We start from the raw sequence: 22,226 nt of genomic DNA on the forward strand, positions 1-22,226 counted from the left end.
GGAGGGCTTTATTCATGATTGCCGCTCGCCGGAGAATGGGCAACCCCCTTTATCTGGAGTGAACCTGATGCCCATTTCTACCGTGGCGGCGTTGCAGATCGGATCCTTGCCGGGTGGCAAGGCTGACACCTTGGCGCAGATCCTCACCTATGAGGACGCGATTGTGCGCAGTGGCGCGCAATTGGTGGTGATGCCCGAAGCGTTGCTCGGCGGTTACCCGAAGGGCGAAACCTTCGGCACGCAATTGGGCTACCGATTGCCGGAAGGCCGCGAAGCCTTTGCGCGCTATTTTGCCAATGCCATCGATGTGCCGGGCGCCGAGACCGAGGTGCTGGCCGGGCTATCCGCGCGCACCGGTGCCAGTCTGGTACTCGGGGTGATCGAGCGCAGTGGCAGCACGCTGTATTGCAGCGTGCTGTATTTCGAACCCACCGGCGGCCTGGTAGCCAAGCACCGCAAGCTGATGCCCACCGGCACTGAGCGGCTGGTCTGGGGCACGGGCGATGGTTCGACCTTGCCGGTGATCGACGCTGCCGTCGGGCGCTTGGGCGGCGCGGTGTGCTGGGAAAACATGATGCCGCTGCTGCGCACGGCGATGTACGCCAAGGGCGTGCAAGTGTGGTGCGCGCCCACGGTGGATGAGCGTGAAATGTGGCACGTGAGCATGCGCCACATTGCCCATGAAGGTCGCTGCTTTGTGGTGAGTGCCTGCCAGGTGCAGGCCTCGCCGGCGGCGCTGGGTGTGGAGATTGCAAACTGGCCGTCAGAGCGCCCGTTGATCGCCGGCGGCAGTGTGATTGTCGGGCCGATGGGCGACATCCTCGCCGGGCCGCTGGTGGGTGAAGAGGGCTTGCTGACCGCGCAGATCAACACCGATGATCTGGTGCGGGCGCGCTATGACTATGACGTGGTGGGGCATTACGCGCGCCCGGACATATTTGAGTTGGTAGTGGATGAACGCGCCAAACCGGGCGTGCGCACACTGACAGATTAAACTCGGTAAAAACTGTGGGAGCTGGCTTGCCTGCGATGGCCTCAACTCGGTGTGCCTGATGTACCGAGGTGTCTGCATCGCAGCGATGCGGCGACCCGACAAGCCAGCTCCCACATCAGATCTTCAGCGTTTGGTAGATCTGAATGCCAGCCACTCTTGGCGGGTAATCTCCCAAATGTCGCGTGGCAACCTACCTTCTACGAATTCACCCATCTGCGTGCGGATCAAGCGCATCCCCGTGCGCTCGGAAATCCGCCGCGACGCCTGGTTAGGCGCGGCCTTGGGCACGCGCATCAGCGGACGTTCGAGCACATCGAACCAGTACTCCGTCACCGCCGCACAGGCTTCGGTCATAAAGCCCTGGCCTTGCCATTGCGGGCCCAGCCAGAACCCTCGGTTGTCGTCTTGCTCGTCCGTCAGGTTGATATTGCCGATCAACTGTTGCGGCGCGTGTTTGAGACGGATCGACCAATGCCATTGGTCGCCACGGGCCATGCCCGGCAAGGCCACCTGTTCCAGATAGCGGCGAGCGCCGTCGGCCGGGTACGGCCACGGCACCTCGGCATTCAGGTAACGCACCACATCCCAATGTGCGAATTGCGCTTGGGTGTCCTCGGCATCCTCCAGGGTCAGCGGGCGCAGGATCAGTCTTTCGGTGAACAACGTCGGTTGCATGGCCGTTACCAGGTCGCGGTGTTGGGCAGGTCCAGGGTGCCACGCTCCACAAAGCGCATAGTGCCGAACAGGCCACCTGCGAGTTTGCCGCGCAGCGTATAAGGCAGGTTGTTCAGGCTTTGGGTCTGGCTCAGGCCCAAGGTCTGACGCAATACAGAAAACGCCGAAACGCTCACCGGCACCATCAGCACCGTCTCGGAAAAGCGTGGGATGCTTCCGGCCTGATCGCTCACGCCGGACGCCAGTGGGCGCCCATTTACGTCCAGGTCCAGGGCCACACCACTGTAGTCGATCGCCGTTTCATTGGGGTTTTGCACCCGCAACTTCACGGCGAAACGCACTTCCAGGTCCTGGCTTTGCAGCGGCTCGATACCCACCACACTGATATTGACCGGGTCGCGATTGGGAAACAGCGCGCAGGCGCTCAAGGTCAGCAGCAGTAACGATAGAACCATGAGCTTGCGCATAACAAAGGTGCTCCTATTTCGTGACGTCCGGATCCTGCATGACCTTGAGGGTAGAGGACTCCGGATCAAATTCATCCTCTTCCAGCTCTAAGAACTCCTCCGGCAGGAAAATGTTCAGCAGGATTGCACAGAACGCACCCACCGTGATCGGCGATTCAAAGATGTTGTGCAGCGCCTTGGGCAGGTCGCGCAGCACTTCCGGCACGGCGGCCACACCCAGGCCCATGCCTAAGGATATCGCCACGATCAGCACATTGCGCCGGTGCAGCCCGGCTTCGGCGAGGATCTTGATCCCGGCCACGGCCACGGTGCCGAACATGATCAGCGTGGCACCGCCCAGTACCGGCTTGGGCATCAGTTGCAGGACTGCGCCGATCATCGGGAACAGCCCCAGCAGCACCAGCAGGCCGGCGATAAAGTACGCGACATAGCGGCTGGCCACGCCGGTCAGCTGAATCACACCGTTGTTCTGGGCGAAGGTCACCATTGGCAGGCTGTTGAACGTTGCCGCCATCGCCGAGTTGAGGCCGTCGGCCAGCAGGCCGGACTTGATGCGCTTGATGTACAGCGGACCCTTGACCGGCTGCTGGGAAATCATCGAGTTGGCGGTCAGGTCACCGGCAGCCTCCAGCGGCGAAATCAGGAAGATCACCGCCACCGGTATAAACGCCACCCAATCGAACGAGAACCCGTACTTGAACGGCACCGGCACGCTGATCAACGGTACTTGGGGCAGGGCGGCCAGATCCACACGGCCCATCATCCAGGCAACGACAAAACCCAGGCTCAGGCCGATCACGATTGAGCCCAAACGCAGGAACGGATTACTGAAGCGGTTAAGCACCACGATGGTCAGCAGCACCAGTGCGGCCAAGCCCATGTTGCCCGCTGCGCCCAGATCGCTTGCCCCATAGCCGCCGGCCATGTCGGTGACCGCCACTTTGATCAGTGACAAGCCCATCAGGGTAATGATGGTGCCGGTCACCACCGGGGTAATCAGCTTGCGCAGCTTGCCGATGAACTGGCTCAGCACCACCTCGATAAACGCGGCGAAAAAGCAGATGCCGAAAATCGTCGAGAGGATCTCATCGGTGCCGCCGCCTCGGGCCTTGACCATAAAACCCGCGCTGAGAATCACGCTGATAAACGAAAAGCTGGTGCCCTGCAGGCACAACAGGCCGGAACCCACCGGGCCGAAGGTGCGCGCCTGCACAAAGGTGCCAAGCCCGGACACGAACAACGCCATGCTCACCAGGTAAGGCACTTCGCTTTCCAGGCCAAGCACGCCGCCGACGATCAGCGTGGGCGTGATGATGCCGACAAAGCTGGCAAGCACATGTTGCAGCGCGGCAAAAATCGCTGCGGTGAAGTGCGGGCGGTCTTCCAGGCCGTAGATCAGGTCGGATTTATAGCGCGGGCGAGGAGCTTGAGCGTCAGACACAATGCGGGCTCGGGTCAGAAAATGGAGGCGCAGGATGCCAGAAAGTGCCAATCGTCAGAAGTGTAAAAAAATATTTATAAACCGCCTGCATAAAACCCGCAGGGCTGCCGATACTTCGTATAGGCCCACACAACTATTACAACAGTGGTGACCAAGGTCTGAGCAGCGCGTTGACGCTGACTGATCGTTTCGCGGCAGGGACGCTCGCAAACACTTCTTCTGAGAGCAACCCCCTATGTCCCTACGTCACCTGAATATTGCCCCTCGCGCGTTTCTCGGTTTCGCATTCATTGCGTTGTTAGTGGTGCTGTTGGGGGTGTTTGCGGTCAACCGCATGACGCAGATCCGTCAGTCGTCGGTGGAGATGACCTCCACGCAATTGCCCAGCGTCACGTACCTGGGCAACATCACCGAAAACGTGCTGCGTTTGCGCATCCTCTCTTTTCGCGTGCTGGTCAACCGTGAGCCAGCCGGCCTGCAGGAAGCCGAAACCCGCATGGGTGTGCTGGTCGACAAGGTAAAAACCGCCCAGGCCGGGTATGCGCCGCTGCCGGCCGGGCCGGAAGAAGCCGCGTTGTACAAGACATTTGTCAGCACGTTGGACAACTACCTCAAGGCCCAGGCCGACATGCTGGCCTTGTCCAAACAAAACAAAGTCGATGAAATGCGTACGTTGATCAACACCCGCATCAAGGACGGCACCGACCTGATGGGCGAGCAACTCAACAAGCTGATCGCCATCAATGCCGCCGATGCCAAGGATGCCGACACCTTGGCCGGGTCGAGTTATCAAGGCGCGATCACCGGCGTTATTGTCTTCTCGGTCGCTGCCGCCGTGCTGACCGTACTGCTCGCCTGGCTGCTGACCCGCAGCATCGTCACGCCGCTGCGCAAAGCCGTGGAAGTGGCCCAGACCATTGCCAGCGGCAAACTCACCACCGTTATCGAAGACGCCGGCAAGGATGAGCCTGCGCGCCTGCTGGGCGCCTTGTCGGCGATGCAAACCAACCTGCGCCAGACCATCCAGCACATCGCCGGCTCGGCCACGCAGCTGGCTTCTGCCGCCGAAGAGCTCAGTGCCGTCACCGAAGAAGCCTCCAAAGGCCTGCAACAGCAAAACAACGAAATCGACCAGGCCGCCACGGCCGTCAACGAGATGACCGCCGCCGTCGAAGAAGTGGCGCGCAATGCGGTGTCCACCTCCGAAGCTTCCAGCCAGTCCAACCAGGCGGCGCGGGAAGGGCGTGACCGCGTGGTGGAAACCGTCGGCGCAATCCAGACCATGACCCAGGATGTGCAAAACACCGCCCTGATGATTGAAGGCCTGGCCACCCAGGGGCGTGATATCGGCAAGGTGCTCGATGTGATCCGCGCAATTGCCGAGCAGACCAACCTGCTGGCGCTCAACGCAGCGATTGAAGCGGCGCGGGCCGGTGAAGCCGGGCGTGGGTTTGCCGTGGTCGCCGATGAAGTCCGCGCCTTGGCGCACCGCACGGCGCAATCGACCCAGGAAATTGAAAAAATGGTCGCCGGCATCCAGAGCGGCACCGGCGAAGCCGTGCAGTCGATGCAGCAGAGCAACCAACGCACCCAGACCACCCTGGAGCTGGCCCGCGCGGCCGGTGTGGCCCTGGAGCAGATCACCCAGTCGATCAGCCTGATCAACGAGCGCAACCTGGTGATCGCCAGCGCCTCGGAAGAACAGGCCCAGGTGTCCCGTGAAGTGGATCGCAACCTCGTCAACATCCGCGACTTGGCGACTCAGTCGGCGGCGGGTGCCAACCAGACCAGCGCGGCCAGCCATGAACTGTCGCGCCTGGCGGTGGATTTGAATGGGATGGTCGCGCGGTTTGTTATCTGATGGGGCGGGGTGAGCGGCCCTCACGCTGCTCACTGTTCGAGCCCTTCGAGATGCTCAGCCCTGGCCGTAAGGGTTAAGGCCTGAGGTTAAGGGGCGTTTGGGCTCTTTTACTTATAGCGGTTAAGTCGATTTTGTCTTTGCCGGTTGTGAAATCCATCAGCGTGTCAGCATTGTGGCAAGTCGAGTCACTGACGGCTTCATAGTTGAAAATATTGACGCCGCCGTTGCCTGTCAGTTTGTCTGCACCGGCACCACCCGTCAGAACGTTATTGGCCGCGTTTCCGGTTATATGGTCATGGCCTCGGCCGCCGATGGCATTTTCAATAAGCGTATTTTTGCTGATGCTCACATTGTCGACCAGGCCGCCAACGCTGGAGCGTGAGCCTGGCTTAAGGTTGATGCGTTGGTTGTGGTCGAAACCTGAAAAGTCCAAGGTGTCATTACCGCTCGGGTCGGTCACGGTGAAAGCAGGTTTGTCGGTGGAAGAGGTCAGCCGCATGCCGGGCTTTGTGGTAGTGGCGTTGAAGCCGTAGACGGTATTACCGGTATCACCGGTTTCACGGGTAACGCGTGATCCGAGTGGGAGTAAGGTCAGTGTGGGCGCTGGCTTTTTTTGATTGGGCGCAGGCGCCGGGTCTGGCGTGGGCTGAGGGGTGGGGGATGCCGTCAGTGATTGTGAACCCGCCTTAATCAAAATGTCATCGGGCTTTATTGGGTTTTTGCTCAAAATCACCAGCACGGACTCAGCTTTGCCACTGACATCAAGAAACAACCTGTGCATCTTGACGTCTTTATCATAGTCCAGCAGCAGTTCGCCTTTGCGCCCGCTCAGCTTGCCGGCTTGACCAGTGGGAGCGCTGATGAATATGGGTTTCGATATACCCGCGTCTTTCAGGACCTTGGAAAGATCAATTTTGTCGGCACCACTGACGAAGTCATTAAGCCAGTCCGGGGTTTGTGGCGGCGAGTCACTGACCCCGTTGTAGACAAATGTATCAGCGCCGCCGCCGCCGTACTGCGTGTCGGCGCCGGCGCCGCCGGTGATGCGGTTGTGGGCAGCGTTGCCTATCAGCACATCATGCCCCGAACCACCGATGGCGTTTTCCACGATAACGCCTTTGGCGATAGACACGTTGCCCTCCCTGTCGCCTGCATCCGACAGTGTTTCTGCGTTGAGGTTGATAGTTTGGTTTTGCTTGTAACCGGACAAATCCAGAGTGTCATTACCGCCGTTATCCCATATGCAAAAAGCCGTCAGGTCATCAGCACTTTTTAAACTGTAGTGATCGCGCCCAGCGTTTGAGTTAAAACCATAGGTCGTATCACCCAGGCGGGTTTTATTGTTTGTGCCATAGAGCAGATTGCCTGCGGCAATATCATGCATCATGGGCGTTAACGGGCTGTCCGAGACGCGGACGCCGTTTTTGTCTCGAGGGCGCCACCAATGTCGTTTATAGGACATGGCGGTATACGTTAAGTTGTCTTCGGCGTACTGCCCAACCGTATGTCCCAGTCCCAGGCTGTGGCCAATTTCGTGAATCATTGAGGAATGTGGGGGGAAACGCGAATCGCCCACTCCGATCCCGATGTCCAACGCGTTGTTATATTTAGTTGGCATGCTGGAAAAGCCACCGGTGCCACCATTGCCATGAACTGATAAGGTCGCATCGGCGTTTTGGGTGTTCTCAATGAACTTGACTTTAACCACGTCTTCCCACGCGCGTAATGCATTTCTAAAGGCTTTTTTATGGGCTTCGCTGAACTCTCGTGCCCCGCTTTCTCTACGCCAGGATTGTGCAGGGTCGGAGGCGCTGTAGAATTTATAACCGATGGTTATCTGGCCATCTCCGTTCTTGTCCCATACCTTGAAGCCTTCTTGGGTGAGTTGTTTTGCGACCCTGTCAGATACTGAGGAAGTGGCGGGAGTGTCAGCCTTCGTAGAGGGGCTTGGGCTTAAGCTGTCAGGTGAGGGATTAAGCGGTAATGGCGTAATTGTATAAGGCCTGATAGTTAACATGGAGAACTCTTGATAATAAAAGTAAGTTAGTCAGTCGAGGTATGGGTGATGGATAAATAAGGTAGGTGGTTTTTGGTGCGCGTGCCAATGGGGTGTATATTGCGGCGTGTGACATATAGTTATTATTTCGCTAGTGATGTAAGTGTGTGTCAGGGGTTTGTACAGGCGTGTGTGGGATTGTGAGTTGCGTGTGATGGGGTTCTAATATTTGAGTGCGAAGGAAGGTTACTTCGCTAATAGAGGACGTGGTGCGATAACTCACCCATTGCGCGTAAGTTTACGCACGCCCAATAAACCTGAGGATCGGCGCGCACGGGCAGTGCACGCCGTGGGCACGCTGTTTAAAGCGTATTGACGTCGACCCAGCGCTCCTCACGGGCGGCCAGGCGAATCGCGGTTGCCAACCGCTCGACCGCCCAGGCGCCGTCAAAGTCGGTACCGTGCGCGCCTTGCCCCGCCAGCGCCATGATCAGCTCCTGTACTTCCAGGGTCTTCAACTCGTTGTAACCCAGCTGATGCCCGGCGGCCGGGCTGAACGCGGCATAGCCGGGCAGGGCAGGGCCAGCGAGCACACGCTGGAAGCCGTCCTGGCCGGCGCGGCATACGCGCAGTTCATTCAAGCGCTCCTGATCGAACGCCAAGGTGCCTCGAGTGCCGCTGATTTCAAAACTCAGGTGGTTCTTGTAACCCTGCTTGAGCCAGCTGCTGCTCACCGTACCGCGTGCGCCATTGGCGAAGCGCAGCAGGGCATGCACCTGGTCGTCCACCGCGATCGATTTAAGCTCGCTGCTGCCTTTGACGGCAGGGCGTTGGGCATGCACGGTTTGCGTATCGGCGCACACGCTCACCACATCGCCCACCAGATAACGTGCCATCGACAACAGGTGGCTGCCCAAATCTGCCAGCGCGCCACCGGCATGTTCCACTTCACAACGCCACGACCACGGCGAGGTCGGGTCGGCCATGAAGTCTTCGCTGAACTCGCCCTGGAAGCTGATGATCTCGCCCAGTTCGCCGTCGGCAATCATCTGCCTGGCCAGGCCAATCATTGGGTTGTGCTGGTAGTTGTAACCCACACGCGTGACCACGCCCGCTGCACTGGCGGCGCGGCGCATGGCGTCGGCCTGCTCCAGGCTGACGGCCAAGGGTTTTTCGCAATACACCGCTTTGCCCGCCGCAATGGCCGCCATCGCCATGGGGTAGTGCAAGTGGTTGGGCGTGGTGATGGCCACCACGTCGACGTTCGGGTCATTGACCAGCGCCTGCCAGTCACCGTGGGCCTGGGCAAAGCCCCAGGCCGTGGCGCAGCGCTGGGCGCGTTCGGTGTCGGCATCGGCCAGCGCCGCCAGCTTGAGGTGTACCGGCAGTTCGAACACCGCGCGGGCATTGTTGAACGCCAACGCATGGGCGCGTCCCATGAAGCCTGTGCCGATCAAGCCGATTCCGAGTTCACGCATCGCCGTGGTCCTTTGGATTATTGTTTTCAGGAGGGTTATTAATGGAATAAAAATTCCCATAATTCAATAGATAGAATAAAAATTCATTAATTAGCCTGGGTAATGCAGGCATATTCAGGCCAACGCCAAACACCCTCAGTTAACAAAAGATAACGTAGCGCCGATTGTCAGACGATTCCAAAGCCCGATAGGATGGCCCCTGCTTCCTCCAGGCGCTCTAGATTGCAGGTTTCAGAGCCCGGGAAGGCGAGACCACCTAACAATAATAAATGGGGAGAAAGGTCTATGAGTGAGCCTGTCATGGGTTGGGCTGTTTGCCGCCCGCGCGCCGCACGCAGGGTTGCGATGCTGGCCACAGCGCTCTCGCTGCTTGGGGTGTTGTCCACCCCCGCGCTGGCAACCGGCGACACCAGCAGCGCACAGCCGGTATTTGCAATTGAGTCCCCCAAGGCCGCCAAAGGCCTGATGATCGACGTGGTGCATGCCGGCAAGCGCCTGGTGGCGGTCGGCGATCGCGGGCACATCCTGTATTCCGATGACCAGGGCAGTACCTGGACCCAAGCCAAAGTGCCGACCCGGCAACTGCTCACGGCGGTGTATTTTGTCGATGACAAACACGGTTGGGCGGTGGGCCATGACGCACAGATCCTGGCCAGCACCGACGGTGGCGCCACTTGGGCTCAGCAATACCAGGACCTCAAGCGCGAAGCGCCATTGCTCGACGTGTGGTTCAAGGATGCCAACCACGGCCTGGCCGTGGGTGCCTACGGTGCGCTGATCGAAACCACCGACGGCGGCAAAACCTGGGACGACGTGAGCGATCGCCTCGACAACGAAGACCAGTTCCACCTCAATGCCATCGCCGCTATCAAGGGCGCCGGCCTGTTTATCGTCGGCGAGCAGGGCAGCATGTTCCGCTCCAGCGACGACGGCCAGACCTGGGAAAAACTCGAAGGCCCGTATGAAGGGTCGCTGTTCGGTGTGATCGGCACCGCCCAGCCGCAGACCCTGTTGGCCTATGGCCTGCGCGGCAACCTTTACCGCTCCGCCGATTTCGGCAGCACCTGGGAACAGGTCCAATTGAATGCGACACGCGGTGCCCTGGAGTTCGGCTTGTCGGGTGCGACGTTGCTCGATGACGGCGCCATCGTGGTGGTCGGCAACGGCGGCAGCGTGGTGATCAGCCACGACGACGGCCAGACCTTCAGTGTGTTCAACCGCCCGGACCGCATTTCACTGTCGTCGGTCACGGCGGCAGGCAATGGCAACTTGATTCTGGCGGGCCAGGGCGGCGTTCGTGTTGCCCAGCCAACCGGCGCTGAACTCGAAAAACAATAAGAAGGCGGGGAAAGAATGAGCAGTCATCACAACGATAAAGCGACCTTTCTTGAGCGCCTGATCTTCAACAATCGCCCGGCAGTGATCGTTATCTGCCTGCTGGTGAGTATTTTCCTGTTCTGGCAGGCGACCTTGATTCGCCCGTCCACCAGCTTTGAAAAGATGATCCCCCTCAAGCACCCCTTCATCGAAAAGATGATGGAGCACCGTAACGACCTGGCAAACCTGGGCAACACCGTGCGCATCTCGGTGGAGGCCAAAGACGGCGACATCTTCACCAAGGACTACATGGAGACCCTGCGCCAGATCAACGACGAGGTGTTCTACATCTCCGGCGTTGACCGCTCGGGCCTCAAGTCGTTGTGGAGCCCCAGCGTGCGCTGGACCGAAGTCACCGAAGAGGGTTTTGCCGGCGGTGAGGTGATCCCGCAAAGTTACAACGGCTCGCCGCAAAGCCTCGACCAACTGCGCAATAACGTGCTCAAGTCCGGCCAGGTTGGGCGTCTGGTGGCTAACGATTTCAAATCGAGCATCGTCGACATTCCTTTGCTGGAGTCCTACCCCGACCCACAGGACCAGGGCAAGCTGCTGGCCCTGGACTACCGCAAGTTCTCCCATGAACTCGAAGACAAGATCCGCGACAAATTCGAAGCCCAGAACCCCAACGTCAAGATCCACATCGTCGGTTTCGCCAAGAAGGTCGGCGACCTGATTGACGGCCTGGTGATGGTGGTGATGTTCTTCGGCATCGCGTTTGTCATCACCTTGATCCTGCTGTTGTGGTTCACCAACTGCCTGCGCAGCACCATCGCGGTGTTGAGTACCACCCTGGTGGCGGTGATCTGGCAACTGGGGCTGATGCACTTTTTCGGCTTTGGCCTGGACCCGTATTCGATGCTGGTGCCGTTCCTGATCTTCGCCATCGGTATTTCCCATGGCGTGCAGAAGATCAACGGTATCGCGCTGCAATCCAGCGAAGCAGATAACGCACTGACCGCCGCGCGGCGCACGTTCCGGCAACTGTTCCTGCCCGGCATGATTGCGATCCTCGCCGACGCCGTGGGCTTTATCACGCTGCTGATCATCGACATCGGCGTGATCCGCGAACTGGCCATTGGCGCCTCCATCGGCGTGGCGGTGATTGTGTTTACCAACCTGATCCTGCTGCCGGTGGCGATCTCCTATGTCGGCATCAGCAAGCGCGCCATCGCCAAGAGCAAGAAGGATGCGCACCGCGAACACCCGTTCTGGCGCCTGCTGTCCAAATTCGCCAGCCCCAAAGTTGCGCCCGTCTCGATTCTGCTCGCGCTGGTCGCCTTCGGCGGCGGCCTCTGGTACAGCCAGAACCTCAAGATCGGCGACCTCGACCAGGGCGCACCGGAGTTGCGCCCGGATTCGCGCTACAACAAAGACAACAACTTCATCATCAGCAACTACTCCACCAGCTCCGATGTACTGGTGGTGATGGTCAAAACCAAGGCCGAAGGCTGCTCGCGTTATGAAGCCATGGCGCCCATCGACCAACTGATGTGGAAGATGCAGAACACCGAGGGCGTGCAGTCGGCGATCTCGCTGGTGACCGTGTCCAAGCAGATGATCAAGGGCATGAACGAGGGCAACCTCAAATGGGAAACCCTGTCGCGCAACCCCGACGTGCTGAACAACTCCATTGCCCGCGCCGACGGCCTGTACAACAACAATTGCTCACTGGCACCGGTGCTGGTGTTCCTCAACGACCACAAGGCCGAAACCCTCGACCGCGCCGTGCATGCGGTGCAGGACTTCGCCAAGGACAACAACAAGGACGGCCTGGAGTTTATCCTCGCCGCCGGTAACGCCGGGATCGAAGCCGCCACCAACGAGGTCATCAAGGAGTCGGAGCTGACCATCCTGATCCTGGTGTACCTGTGTGTGGCGACCATGTGCATGATCACCTTCCGCTCCTGGGCGGCGACCCTGTGCATCGTGCTGCCGCTGGTGCTGACCTCGGTGCTGGGCAACGCCCTGATGGCGTTCATGGGCATCGGCGTCAAGGTCGCGACCTTGCCGGTGGTGGCGTTGGGCGTGGGGATTGGCGTGGACTACGGCATCTACATCTACAGCCGCCTGGAAAGCTTCCTGCGCGCCGGCCTGCCGTTGCAAGAGGCCTACTACCAGACGCTCAAGTCCACCGGTAAAGCCGTGTTGTTCACCGGCCTGTGCCTGGCCATTGGTGTGTGCACCTGGATCTTCTCGGCCATCAAGTTCCAGGCCGATATGGGCCTGATGCTGACCTTTATGCTTCTCTGGAACATGTTCGGTGCACTGTGGCTGTTGCCGGCACTGGCTCGGTTCCTGATCAAACCCGAGAAGCTGGCGGGGCAGAAGGGCAATTCGCTGTTTGCGCACTGAGTATTTAAACCATCGCCGCGAGGCACGGCGGGGGATTTGACCTATCATGTGTCATTTCCCCCCGCAGTGACCTCACACCATGACCGACGCACAACCAAACCTTAGCAGTGCCCTGACCGACAGCGACATGCTGATCATCAACGGCCTGCATGCCTTCGAGTTCAGCTTTGACCAGCATTTGCTGATCGAGAGCATGGACGGTCGGGAACTCAAGCGTTGGAAGTTCAGTCCAGAACAACTGAGTGCCGCCACCTTTGATGAAAGCTTGCAAAGCTGGCTCTTGAGCAACGAAGACGGTGAGTACCGGCTGGTCTGCTTAAGCGCTATCAAAGGCGACAACAATAACGACGAGGACGAAGCGGATGATGATGCGTAAATTCTGGCCCCTGCTGATGGCGGGCAGTGTCGGTGCGATGTCGGTGCAAGCCGCCCCGGCCGACACCTATGAACTGCTGGTGGGCAGCTACACCGCCGGCACCAGCGAAGGTATTTACCGCCTGCAGTTTGACAGCCGTACCGGCCAGTTCAGCGGTAAGCCGGTGCTGGCGGCCAAGGCGGCCAACCCCTCGTGGCTGACGATATCCAAAGACCAGAAGCACCTGTTTGTGGTCAACGAAAACGGCCCAGGGCAAAAAGACCCGGTCGGCCGTGTCAGCAGCTACAGCATTGACCCGCAGAATCATCAGCTCAGCCTGATCAACCAAGTGCAGAGCCTGGGCAACGAACCGACCCATTCCAGCCTGGCCGCTGACAGCCGTTACCTGTTCGTCGCCAACTATTCGGTACTGGAAGATCCGGGCGGCAGCCTGGCGGTGCTGCCGGTGGACGCCAACGGCAAGCTGTCGGCGCCGGTGCAGTTGAGCGGGCACCCGGCCAGCCGCGTGAACCCGGAGCGTCAGGCCTCCAACCACGTCCACTCGGTAGTGTCGTCACCGGACGGCAAGTATGTGTTTGTGCAGGACCTGGGCGCCGACAAGGTGTTTGCCTACCACTACGATCCCAAGGCCAACCATGAACTGCCCTTGACCCCGGCCGATCCCGCCTTTGTGCAACTGCCACCGGGCAGCGGCCCGCGCCACCTGTTGTTCAGCGCTGACGGCAAGCATGCATGGTTGACCACCGAGATGAGTGCCCAGGTCGCGGTCTACGATTACAAGGACGGCAAGCTCAGCCAGACCCAACTGGTGGACTTTGCTGCGGGCCAACCGGTTTCGGACAAGGCCGGCGCCGCCGTACACGCCTCCAGCGACGGTAAATTCCTGTATGTGAGCAACCGCGGCACCGCCAACCAGATGCTGGTATTCAGCATTGACCCGGCCACCGCGCACCTCAAGGAACTGCAACGCCGTTCCGTGGAAGGCGACCACCCGCGCGAATTCAGCCTGGACCCGAGCGGCAAGTTTTTGCTGATCGCCAACCAGAAAAGCAATGAAATCGTGGTGGTTGAACGCGACCCCAAGACCGGCCTGCTGGGTAAAACCGTGCAGAAATTGCCGATCGATGCCCCCAGCGACCTCAAGTTCCTGGTGCGTCAATAAGCCACAGGCCCCGCACTGCGGGGCCTGACCCTTTGTATTAATTCTATTAATAGCGGCTACTGTTTCAAAGCATTTCTAAGGCTCAACCCTCGGGCGTAAGTTTGGTTCCAAGGCCTTCCCAGGCCACCTAACCAAACGAACACAAGGGTTACCGCCATGAACTTGAACCTCTTCTCCATCATTGCCGCTTCCGCTGTTTCCGCCACCGTGGCATTGCCTGCTGCTGCCAGCGTGGAAGTCTCCGGCAAAAAATCCAGCACCACGGCCTACACCCAGAAATACCTGCAACAAAGCGCCAACTTCTATGCCGCACTGGACCACAAAGCCCAGCACTGAGCTTGAGCCAAGCGACGGTCAAATGTGGGAGCTCCCACATTTGATTGTGTGGATCTCAGGGTTTTGCCATCACCGCCACAAACAGCGGTGATTCCAGAAAGCGCTGCAACCAATGCTGCAACCGCTTGTACGGCGTCTGCGCAAACCACTCGCGATCCACATGCGCAAACTGGCGCACAAACGGCGCCAGTGCCGCATCGGCCAGGCTCAAATGCTCGGCCAGCAAGTAGTCATTTCCCGCCAGCAAACCTTCCAGCGTGTGCAAAAACACCTCGCCCTCAGCCCGATAATGTTCCATCGGCTGCTCCGGGTAGCGCTCGGCGTACTTGTATCGATTCAAATGATGCTTGAACACCTGATCATTCTCGGCAATCAGTGCCTGAACCCTCGGGTCGCCCTGTAGCAACCAATCATCAGGGTCGTGCTGCGCCAGTGCCCATTGCATGATCTCCAGGCTTTCCTCGATCACCCGGCCGTTCACACACAGCACCGGCACCGTGCCTTTGGGCGACAGCGCGAGCATCTCGGCCGGCTTGGCCTTGAGGCTCACCTCGACGATGTGCACGGGCACGCCCGAATAGCGCAAGGCCAGGCGCGCCCGCATGGCATACGGGCAGCGCCGAAACGAATACAGCAACGCCTCGCTCACTTGACCTCCAGGGTACTCAAGCCATTGCCTTGGCGCTTGACCTGGATCTGCACCGGGATACGCTCATGCATTTCCTGCACGTGGGAGATCACCGCCACCTTGCGGCCCTGGGCCTGCAGGCCGTCCAGCGCGTCCATTGCCAATTGCAGCGATTCGGGGTCGAGGCTGCCAAAACCTTCGTCGATAAACAGCGACTCGATCTTCAAGGTGCTGGACGCCATCGACGCCAGCCCCAATGCCAGCGCCAGCGACACCAGGAACGTCTCGCCACCCGACAGCGAATGCACTGAGCGCAATTCGTCGCCCATTTCCGTATCCATCACCAACAGCCCCAACATGCTGCCGCCGCGCTTGAGGCGATAACGGCGCACCAGTTGGCGCAACTGCACGTTGGCGTGGTGGACCAGCAAGTCGAGGTTGTAGGCCTGGGCGATCTTGCGGAACGTGTCGCCGGTGGCCGAGCCGATCAGCGCATTCAGCCTTGCCCAGCGCTGCCACTCTTCATAGGCCTTGGCGATATGCTCGCCCAGTACATGGTTGGCGTCCTGGCGACGTTGGTCTTCAGACTGGCGCGCACGCAATTCGGCGCAACGGCTGTCGCCCTCGGCCAGTTGCTGATTAAGCGCGGCGAGACTGCTGTCCAGCTGTTCGGCGTCGAGGTTGCCATTGTGCAAGGCCTGGTGTTCGGCCAGGCGTTGTTCGCGCTCTTGCAGCAACACCTTGGCTTGCTCGACGGCTTTTTCGCTGTGTTGCAACTGCTGGCGCAAGGCGCTGACCTGGCTGTCATCAAAGGCCAGCAAACGTGTAAGCCCATCGTTATCCAGTTGCGGGTGCAGCGCGCGCCATTCACTCAGGCGCGCGTCGAGGGTCTGCTGCTCGGCGGTCAGCGCCTGTTGGCGTTCCTGCTGGGCCTTGAGGTCGGCGGCCAGTTGGATCAAAGCATCACGAATTGCTTGCAGTTGTTGGTTGGCGTCGCTCTCGCGTTGGCGTGCGTGCGCCACGGCCTGATCCAACTGGTGCTGCCAGTGTTCGGCACTGGTGTGCTCGCCGAGCAAGGCGGTGAGTTTTTCCTGGGCTGCCTGTTGCTGTGTGGCCAGTTCGGTGACTTGCTGTTGCAAGGCCGCCAACTGCTGCTGGCGATGCTGTTGGTGGGTCTGCTCTTTTTCGATGGCCTGCTGACGTTCGTGCTGTTCAGCCAACTCATCACGCTGATGGCCCAACTGTTCCAGGCGCTGGCTGACGTGCTGGTCCAGTTGCATAAAGGTCGCTGCCGGTTCACGGCGCAAACCGTCGAGGGTGTCGGCAGGCAGCAGGCCGGCGAAGGCGTGCAGTTCTTCGTCCAGGCGCTCACGGTCGTTGGCCAGTTCGCGCTGCTGGTCCACCAGCAACTGGCGGGCTTGCTGGCTGGCATCCTGGGCGGCTTGCAGTTGTTGCTGCAAACGCCCGGCATTGTTTTGCAAGTTGAGCAAGGCGCCTTGGCGTTGCTCATCCTGGGCGATGCTTTGCGTCAACTGATTAAGCTGTTGGGCCAGCCACGCGCTGCGCTTGGCGGCGTCCTGATTAAACAGCGAGGCGGCCAATGGATGCGCGTGCAAACTGGGGGCAAGGCCCTGTTGTTGCGTCGCCAATAGTTCCTGCTGTTGCAGGAACTCCTTCTGCTGGGCGATCAAGCCGCCCACTTCGCCACGCAGCTCGGTGAGTTTTTCTTTCAGCGTATCAACGGCTTTCTGCGCTGCGGCTTCTTCGTTTTCGTCATGGCGGCCAAGGCTTTGCAGCAAGGCTTCGGGCTGGTGATACGGATGCTCATGGCTGCCGCACACCGGGCACGGTTGGTCGTCCTGCAACTGCTCGCGCAACTCCTCAACACTGGCACTGCGCGCCAAACGCTGGCGTTCCAGCAGTTGTTTGGTGACCGACAGGGTTTGCTCGGCCACCGTGAGTTCGGCCTTGGTTTGCAGGCCGGTCTGGTTCAGTTGTTCACGTTGCTGCTGCGCGTCTGCGAGTTTTTGCGTCAGCGCGGCACTCTGTAGATCCAGCTGTTGTTGGCTGTCCCACAAACGTGTGAGGTCTTCGAAGGCGCGTTGCTGCTTGCGGTTGTCTTGCAAGAGGCTGGCGAGCAGTTGGACCTGCTCGGCCACGGCGTGCGGTTCGGCACCGGCTTCCTGATACAGCAGGTCCAAGGCTTCGCGTTGCTGGGTGAATTTTTCGGCAGCGGTGGCGGCTGTTTGTTCAAGCTGCGGCAGTTCGGCCTGGCCCTTGTTCAGGCGGTTACCGATCAGCATCAGTTGTTGCAGGCGATCGCGGTAGGCGGTCCAGGCGTCGCTCAGCGGTGCAAGCGCGGCGCTGCGCTCAAGTTCGGCGGCCAGGCGTTGCAGGCGCCCGGCCACTTGGGCCTGTTTCTCCAGCAACCCATTGAGCAACGACTGCCCTTCGGCGCAGGCGGTGTCCTGCTGTTGTTGGTCGTCGCTGCGTTTGGCCAGGTCTTTGCTCAGGTGGGTGAGGGTGCTCTGTTGTTCAACTGCCTGGCGCAGTAAAGGCACGGCGTCGGCCTGGTGTTTCAAGGCGTCAGCCAGTGCCACTTGGGCGGCGGCCTGCTGCTGTTGCGATTGCTCCTGACGTATATGCAACGCGGTTTGTTGCTCAAGGTGCTGTTGGATCTGAGCCGCGAGTGGCGTAAGCAAGGTGTCGAGTTCAGCCAGGCGTGCGAACTGATGGCGTTGCGGGGCTAACTGCTCCAGGCGGCTCAGGTCCTGGCGTTGCTGGCCTTGGCCTTCCCACTGTTGCTGGGCTTGCTGCAACTGTTCGGTGGCGCTGAGCTGGCGCTCTTGCCATTCGCGCAGTTCCTTGAGCCAGGTGTGTTGCAGCTCCAGCAGCTTGAGTTGGGCCTGCTGGGTCTTGAGTTGCTGCTGCTCCTGGGCCAATTGCTGGTCAAGTTCGGCGCGGGCCTCGGGCGCCAGCGGCACCAGACCGGTGGCCTGGTCTTGCAGCTGTTTATGCGCGTCCCGGGCCTCCTTGGCCTTGTCGAAGGCGCGGCGGCCGAGCTGGGTGTACAGCGCGGTGTCGGTGAGCTTTTCCAGCAGTTCGCTGCGCTCATTGTCATTGGCCTTGAGGAACGCGCTGAACTCACTTTGCGCCAGCAATACGGCGCGGGTGAATTGCTCGAAGTTCAAGCCCAGGGCCAGTTCCAACTGGGTTTTGTATTCGGTTTTCTGGCTGGCCAGCAGTTGGTCGCTGTCCAGGTCGATCAGGCTTTGCCGGCTGTTCTGCAACTTGCCGCTGGCCTTGTCGCGGGCACGGTTGGCTTCCCAACGCGCCCGGTAGCGACGGCCGTTGACGCCGACGAAATCCACTTCGGCAAAACCGCCACCGGTGCCACGGCGGATCAAGGTGCGCGGGTCACCGATGGAGATATCGCTGTCGGCATCCGGCATCTTCGCCTGGCCGGTATCGTCCAGACGCGGCACCGCGCCAAACAAGGCCAGGCACAAGGCATCGAGCAGGGTACTTTTACCCGCGCCGGTTGGGCCGGTAATCGCAAACAGCCCGGCGCTGGCCAGGGGCTCGGCGGTAAAGTCGATTTCAAACGGGCCCGCCAGGGAGGCGAGGTTTTTCAGGCGGATGGCGAGGATCTTCATGGCTGTTCGCCCTCCTGTTGCACTTCCTGGAGCAGCACGGCGAAATCCTTCAAGGTCTGTTCATCCACCTCACTGCCGTAGTTGTCCTGCCAGGCGCGGCTGAACAGCTCCTGGGGGGTGAGCTGGTCGAGTTCGACCAGGCGCTCGTCGTCCGTCTCGTCGCTGCCGCGTTTGCCCGCGTATTCGGCGGCGATGCGCACCAGGCGCACGGCCTTGCCTTGCAGGGCGGTCTCGATTTGCTGGCGCAGGTCCGGTTGCGGCTCGTCGAGGCGCACGCGCACTTCCAGCCAAGGGTGGCGCTGGGTTTCGGCGAGCAGGTCGATGTCGGGCAACTCCGCCAACTGCGCGAGGATATCCGCCAGTGGCGCGGCGTCCAGGCGTTGCAGGTTGACCGAGCGCGGGATCAGGCGCGGCTCGACACCCACCAGCCGTTGGCCCTGGAAGGTCACATCGAGTATCTGGTGCTTGTAGCCAATTTCGGAAAACGACAGCGGAATGGGCGAGCCGCTATAGCGAATGCGCTCCTCGCCATTGACCTGCTGCGGCTTGTGCAAATGGCCCAGCGCCACATAACTCACACTGGCATCGAACAGTTTGGCGGGCAGTGCTTCGGCATTGCCGATAATCAGGCTGCGTTCGGAGTCTTCCGACACCGAACCGCCGGCCATATGCGCATGGCTGATGGCAATCAGCGCCTGGCCTTTTTTGCGTTTGGCATTGGCAGCCGCGATCAGCCATTCATGCACCTGGCCGATACCGCGCAAATAATCATCGCCCAAGTGCGCGCCGGTCACTTCCGCCGGGCGCAAAAACGGCAGCGCCAGGCACCAGGCAGCGATCTTGCCTTTGGCGTCGGGCAGCGGGATCAGCAGGCGCTCGGCATCTAATTGGCCGTCATCCAGCCACAGCACCCGGCCCAACGCATGGGTGCGCAGGCGACGCATCAACGGCGCGGGAAGCTCGATCCGCGAACCGGAGTCGTGGTTGCCGGCGATCATCACAATGGTGAGTTTGGGGTTTTGTTCGTGGGCGCTGATGATGAAGTCGTACAGCCGCTCCTGGGCCTTGAGCGGCGGGTTGACCGTGTCGAAAATGTCGCCAGCGATCAGCAGCGCATCCGGTTGCTCGGCTTTTAGTTGGCCCAGCAGCCACTCGAGAAAACACGCGTGTTCGTAATCGCGTTCCTGGCCGTGCAGATTTTGGCCAAGGTGCCAGTCGGAGGTGTGGAACAGACGCAAGGCGAACTCCGTGGAGAAGATGAAAAGGAGGGGAGTTTACCTGTAAAACACCGTTCTCGCGGACAACCCGGATCAAATGTGGGAGCTGGCTTGCCTGCGATGCAGACACCTCGGTTTTTCAAGTAAACCCCGCTGATGCCATCGCAGGCAAGCCAGCTCCCACACAAGCCAGTTCCTACAGAGGGTTACGCGGCGTTCATGCACTCCAGTGCGCGGTCGGCAAGGGTTTTGGCCTGGTTGATCAAGTGCTCGGTGGCGCCGGCCATGTGGCGTTGATCGCCTGTGAGCGCCTCGCGGGTGCCCGCTGCGGTGGCGGCTGCACAGCGCAACAGGTCGCAGATTTGGGCGAGGGCGTCTTCGAAGCTGAGGTCGTGATGCACGGTGAAGGACGGCGGTGGGGCGGGTTGCAGGTAGTGGCTCAGGGCGCGCTCAAAGATTTCGCGGTCGAGGGTGAAGCGAGGTGGGTCTGGGACGATTTTGGTCATGAATGAAACTCCTAAAAGTTTGGGAGCCATTCTTTTGCAGATCTCACTCAACAAAAGGTGGCAGCTATGTGCGGGGTGAGATAACCGGTCAGGAGCACCCGGCCAGACCTAAGTCTGCCCGCACACAGCCGCCATAGAGCATGTTGCTCGCGGTTGTGGCACTTGGCACTCCGTTCACAGGATCTCACTCCTGATCGCTGATATGCAGCGACGGAGCGAAGGCTAGCCAGTGAAGTGAGCAGGCGCAAGGCCAAAGGATTGTCTAGGAAACTTCCCGCAAATTAAAGGGATATGGACTGCTGGCCTTTCACAATGCGCAACAATCCTTGGCACTTAGAGGGGAACCGGTTGCCTGGCGGCTGCCAACTACCTCGTGTGCCCCGCTTGGCGGTGGCCTCTCTCTACGTATTTTCAGGGGTTGTTCAGATGTTTAATTTTTATATTGGTTTTCAATTCGTCAGGCCTCTGCTTGAGCAACTGCTAATTCCTGCAAAAGTGACTGTCGCACACTCTACTTCTACAGTTGCCATCACCGGTGAAAAAGCCTTGGGCAGCGTGCCCACGCAGAACGTCCGGCGGCCCGAGAATGATCGTCGTAGCGCCGAGCAGATTATTCTCGACAACCCCATTCTAAAAAACCTAGGGCCACAAAAAGATATCCATCTGGCACTCATCAAGGAGCGTCTGGGTGATTGGACCGCCAGCAACCCTGATCCGGCGTCGAGGGCGGACGCTGCCTACAATGCTGCGCGGGTTCTCAACTGGATTGACGCGTCGTTGACGGCAGTGGGCGAAGACCGCGGGAAGTACTCGAACAACGGCGTCCTGGAGGGCTACACCAGTACCGGTTACGCCGCATTCGGCACGCCAGCCGGGGCGTGGGAGGGTTTTATTGAACATGGTTACCACATCCTGAACCGCGATCGTCGTCTGGAATGGATCAATGACGCGAATGTGACCGCTGAAGGTAACTACCGCGACACTTATCGTTAACGTTCGACCGAGGCTTGATCGCAAGCCAGTTCCCACAGGTTTTTTTGTGCTGTCAGGTGGGTAGAGATTTACCGGGATACAGCGGCGGTAGTTGGAGGGATCCGTTGGCAGATATTTTGTCGCACATACTCAGACCGTCCAAGGAACCGAGCAATACATGTTGATCACTCAATGAGTGCCCTGGCCATCTGGCAACTGGGCTTCCTATTGTTTTTTAGAGTGTGAGAACGCGATGTCTATTGGTCCAATCCAATCCACTGTTGTAACGCCTCCCCGCAGTAGTGACTCCCGGGACCCAGTATCTGCTCAACGCCCCGCAGACCCACCCTCACATTGGAGTGACCGCCAGCTGATGGAGCAGGTGGGCAAGCACTTTAATGAATTCGGTGGCGGTGATGAATATGTGAATTTCAATGAGTTGAAGCAAGCTGCCGGGCTGCTACCCAGCGATAAGACGTTTTCTGCTGAGGCACAAGCCGTTGCGACGGAAATCCTGGATCGACCCAAGCTGTTGCGTAGGTTGGATATTGGCGTTTATCGAGGCAGGCCGGGCAAGGAAGATGAGCGGTTCGATATGGATAACGTCGACCATTTAAAAAAACACTCATCCCGATTGGCGCGCAATTACCACAGTATTTATAACTGATGCACGCCTGATGGGGCCTGGCTTTTTTGGATGCCAGGATCGATGATCGATGGGGAAAGTCCTCA

Annotated in this window: 18 protein-coding genes; 9 read left to right on the forward strand and 9 right to left on the reverse strand. The window is 59.6% G+C overall.

Annotated elements, in window-relative coordinates; genetic code table 11:
* Window positions 1–67: 67 nt before the first annotated feature.
* Window positions 68–994 carry a carbon-nitrogen hydrolase family protein gene (locus FFI16_RS10200; RefSeq protein ID WP_138815177.1) on the forward strand — a complete coding sequence of 309 codons (927 nt, stop codon included), beginning with the start codon at window positions 68–70 and terminating at the stop codon, window positions 992–994.
* A gap of 123 nt (window positions 995–1,117) precedes the next feature.
* Here FFI16_RS10200 and FFI16_RS10205 read toward each other — a convergent pair whose 3' ends face one another.
* The 3 genes from FFI16_RS10205 to FFI16_RS10215 are packed head-to-tail and all read right to left on the reverse strand — an operon-like array spanning window position 1,118 to window position 3,577.
* Window positions 1,118–1,669 carry a GNAT family N-acetyltransferase gene (locus FFI16_RS10205; protein ID WP_138815178.1) on the reverse strand — a complete coding sequence of 184 codons (552 nt, stop codon included), beginning with the start codon at window positions 1,667–1,669 and terminating at the stop codon, window positions 1,118–1,120.
* 5 nt (window positions 1,670–1,674) lie between these two features.
* Window positions 1,675–2,136 (reverse strand): LEA type 2 family protein, encoded by a 462-nt coding sequence (locus FFI16_RS10210; protein WP_017138141.1) that lies wholly within the window; start codon window positions 2,134–2,136, stop codon window positions 1,675–1,677.
* Window positions 2,137–2,149: 13 nt separating this feature from the next.
* Complete coding sequence (locus tag FFI16_RS10215; RefSeq protein WP_138815179.1) at window positions 2,150–3,577, reverse strand: nucleobase:cation symporter-2 family protein; 1,428 nt, start codon at window positions 3,575–3,577, stop codon at window positions 2,150–2,152.
* 235 nt (window positions 3,578–3,812) lie between these two features.
* Here FFI16_RS10215 and FFI16_RS10220 point away from each other — a divergent pair, with 235 nt between their 5' ends.
* Complete coding sequence (locus FFI16_RS10220) at window positions 3,813–5,438, forward strand: methyl-accepting chemotaxis protein (protein WP_138815180.1); 1,626 nt, start codon at window positions 3,813–3,815, stop codon at window positions 5,436–5,438.
* Between the two features lie 73 nt (window positions 5,439–5,511).
* Here the strand turns inward: FFI16_RS10220 and FFI16_RS10225 are convergent, their stop codons facing one another.
* A complete protein-coding gene (locus FFI16_RS10225) occupies window positions 5,512–7,455 on the reverse strand; it encodes a M10 family metallopeptidase C-terminal domain-containing protein (protein ID WP_138815181.1) in 1,944 nt (647 codons plus the stop codon).
* A 341-nt stretch (window positions 7,456–7,796) separates the two neighbouring features.
* A complete protein-coding gene (locus FFI16_RS10230) occupies window positions 7,797–8,912 on the reverse strand; it encodes a Gfo/Idh/MocA family protein (protein WP_138815182.1) in 1,116 nt (371 codons plus the stop codon).
* A 285-nt stretch (window positions 8,913–9,197) separates the two neighbouring features.
* On the opposite strand from FFI16_RS10230, the gene FFI16_RS10235 reads away from it, so the two are divergent.
* The 5 genes from FFI16_RS10235 (at window position 9,198) to FFI16_RS10255 (ending at window position 14,515) form a co-directional block, all read left to right on the forward strand.
* Window positions 9,198–10,250, forward strand: coding sequence for a YCF48-related protein (locus FFI16_RS10235; protein WP_138815183.1), 1,053 nt, complete (start codon window positions 9,198–9,200; stop codon window positions 10,248–10,250).
* Window positions 10,251–10,265: 15 nt separating this feature from the next.
* The gene (locus tag FFI16_RS10240; RefSeq protein ID WP_138815184.1) at window positions 10,266–12,641 is read left to right on the forward strand and encodes an RND family transporter; all 2,376 of its coding nucleotides are present in this window, start codon (window positions 10,266–10,268) and stop codon (window positions 12,639–12,641) included.
* 79 nt (window positions 12,642–12,720) lie between these two features.
* On the forward strand, window positions 12,721–13,017 hold the full coding sequence (locus FFI16_RS10245) for a DUF5629 family protein (protein ID WP_099488835.1): 297 nt from the start codon (window positions 12,721–12,723) through the stop codon (window positions 13,015–13,017).
* On the forward strand, window positions 13,004–14,179 hold the full coding sequence (locus FFI16_RS10250; protein ID WP_138815185.1) for a lactonase family protein: 1,176 nt from the start codon (window positions 13,004–13,006) through the stop codon (window positions 14,177–14,179). Before FFI16_RS10245 ends, FFI16_RS10250 begins: the two co-directional genes overlap by 14 nt.
* A gap of 156 nt (window positions 14,180–14,335) precedes the next feature.
* Complete coding sequence (locus FFI16_RS10255; RefSeq protein ID WP_056860271.1) at window positions 14,336–14,515, forward strand: hypothetical protein; 180 nt, start codon at window positions 14,336–14,338, stop codon at window positions 14,513–14,515.
* 55 nt (window positions 14,516–14,570) lie between these two features.
* Here FFI16_RS10255 and FFI16_RS10260 read toward each other — a convergent pair whose 3' ends face one another.
* The 4 genes from FFI16_RS10260 to FFI16_RS10275 all read right to left on the reverse strand — a co-directional run bounded on the left by FFI16_RS10260 (window position 14,571) and on the right by FFI16_RS10275 (window position 20,522).
* Complete coding sequence (locus FFI16_RS10260; protein WP_138815186.1) at window positions 14,571–15,164, reverse strand: glutathione S-transferase; 594 nt, start codon at window positions 15,162–15,164, stop codon at window positions 14,571–14,573.
* Complete coding sequence (locus FFI16_RS10265; RefSeq protein WP_138815187.1) at window positions 15,161–18,799, reverse strand: AAA family ATPase; 3,639 nt, start codon at window positions 18,797–18,799, stop codon at window positions 15,161–15,163. Before FFI16_RS10265 ends, FFI16_RS10260 begins: the two co-directional genes overlap by 4 nt.
* On the reverse strand, window positions 18,796–20,037 hold the full coding sequence (locus FFI16_RS10270) for an exonuclease SbcCD subunit D C-terminal domain-containing protein (protein WP_138815188.1): 1,242 nt from the start codon (window positions 20,035–20,037) through the stop codon (window positions 18,796–18,798). Before FFI16_RS10270 ends, FFI16_RS10265 begins: the two co-directional genes overlap by 4 nt.
* Window positions 20,038–20,222: 185 nt before the next feature.
* Window positions 20,223–20,522 carry a DUF6124 family protein gene (locus FFI16_RS10275; RefSeq protein WP_178112659.1) on the reverse strand — a complete coding sequence of 100 codons (300 nt, stop codon included), beginning with the start codon at window positions 20,520–20,522 and terminating at the stop codon, window positions 20,223–20,225.
* Window positions 20,523–20,948: 426 nt separating this feature from the next.
* Here FFI16_RS10275 and FFI16_RS10280 point away from each other — a divergent pair, with 426 nt between their 5' ends.
* Window positions 20,949–21,515, forward strand: coding sequence for a hypothetical protein (locus FFI16_RS10280; RefSeq protein ID WP_138815189.1), 567 nt, complete (start codon window positions 20,949–20,951; stop codon window positions 21,513–21,515).
* Window positions 21,516–21,867: 352 nt separating this feature from the next.
* Window positions 21,868–22,161, forward strand: coding sequence for a hypothetical protein (locus FFI16_RS10285; RefSeq protein WP_138815190.1), 294 nt, complete (start codon window positions 21,868–21,870; stop codon window positions 22,159–22,161).
* The last annotated feature ends 65 nt before the right edge of the window (window positions 22,162–22,226 follow it).

This window comes from Pseudomonas sp. KBS0710 (genome assembly GCF_005938045.2).
Classification (GTDB): Bacteria; Pseudomonadota; Gammaproteobacteria; order Pseudomonadales; family Pseudomonadaceae; genus Aquipseudomonas.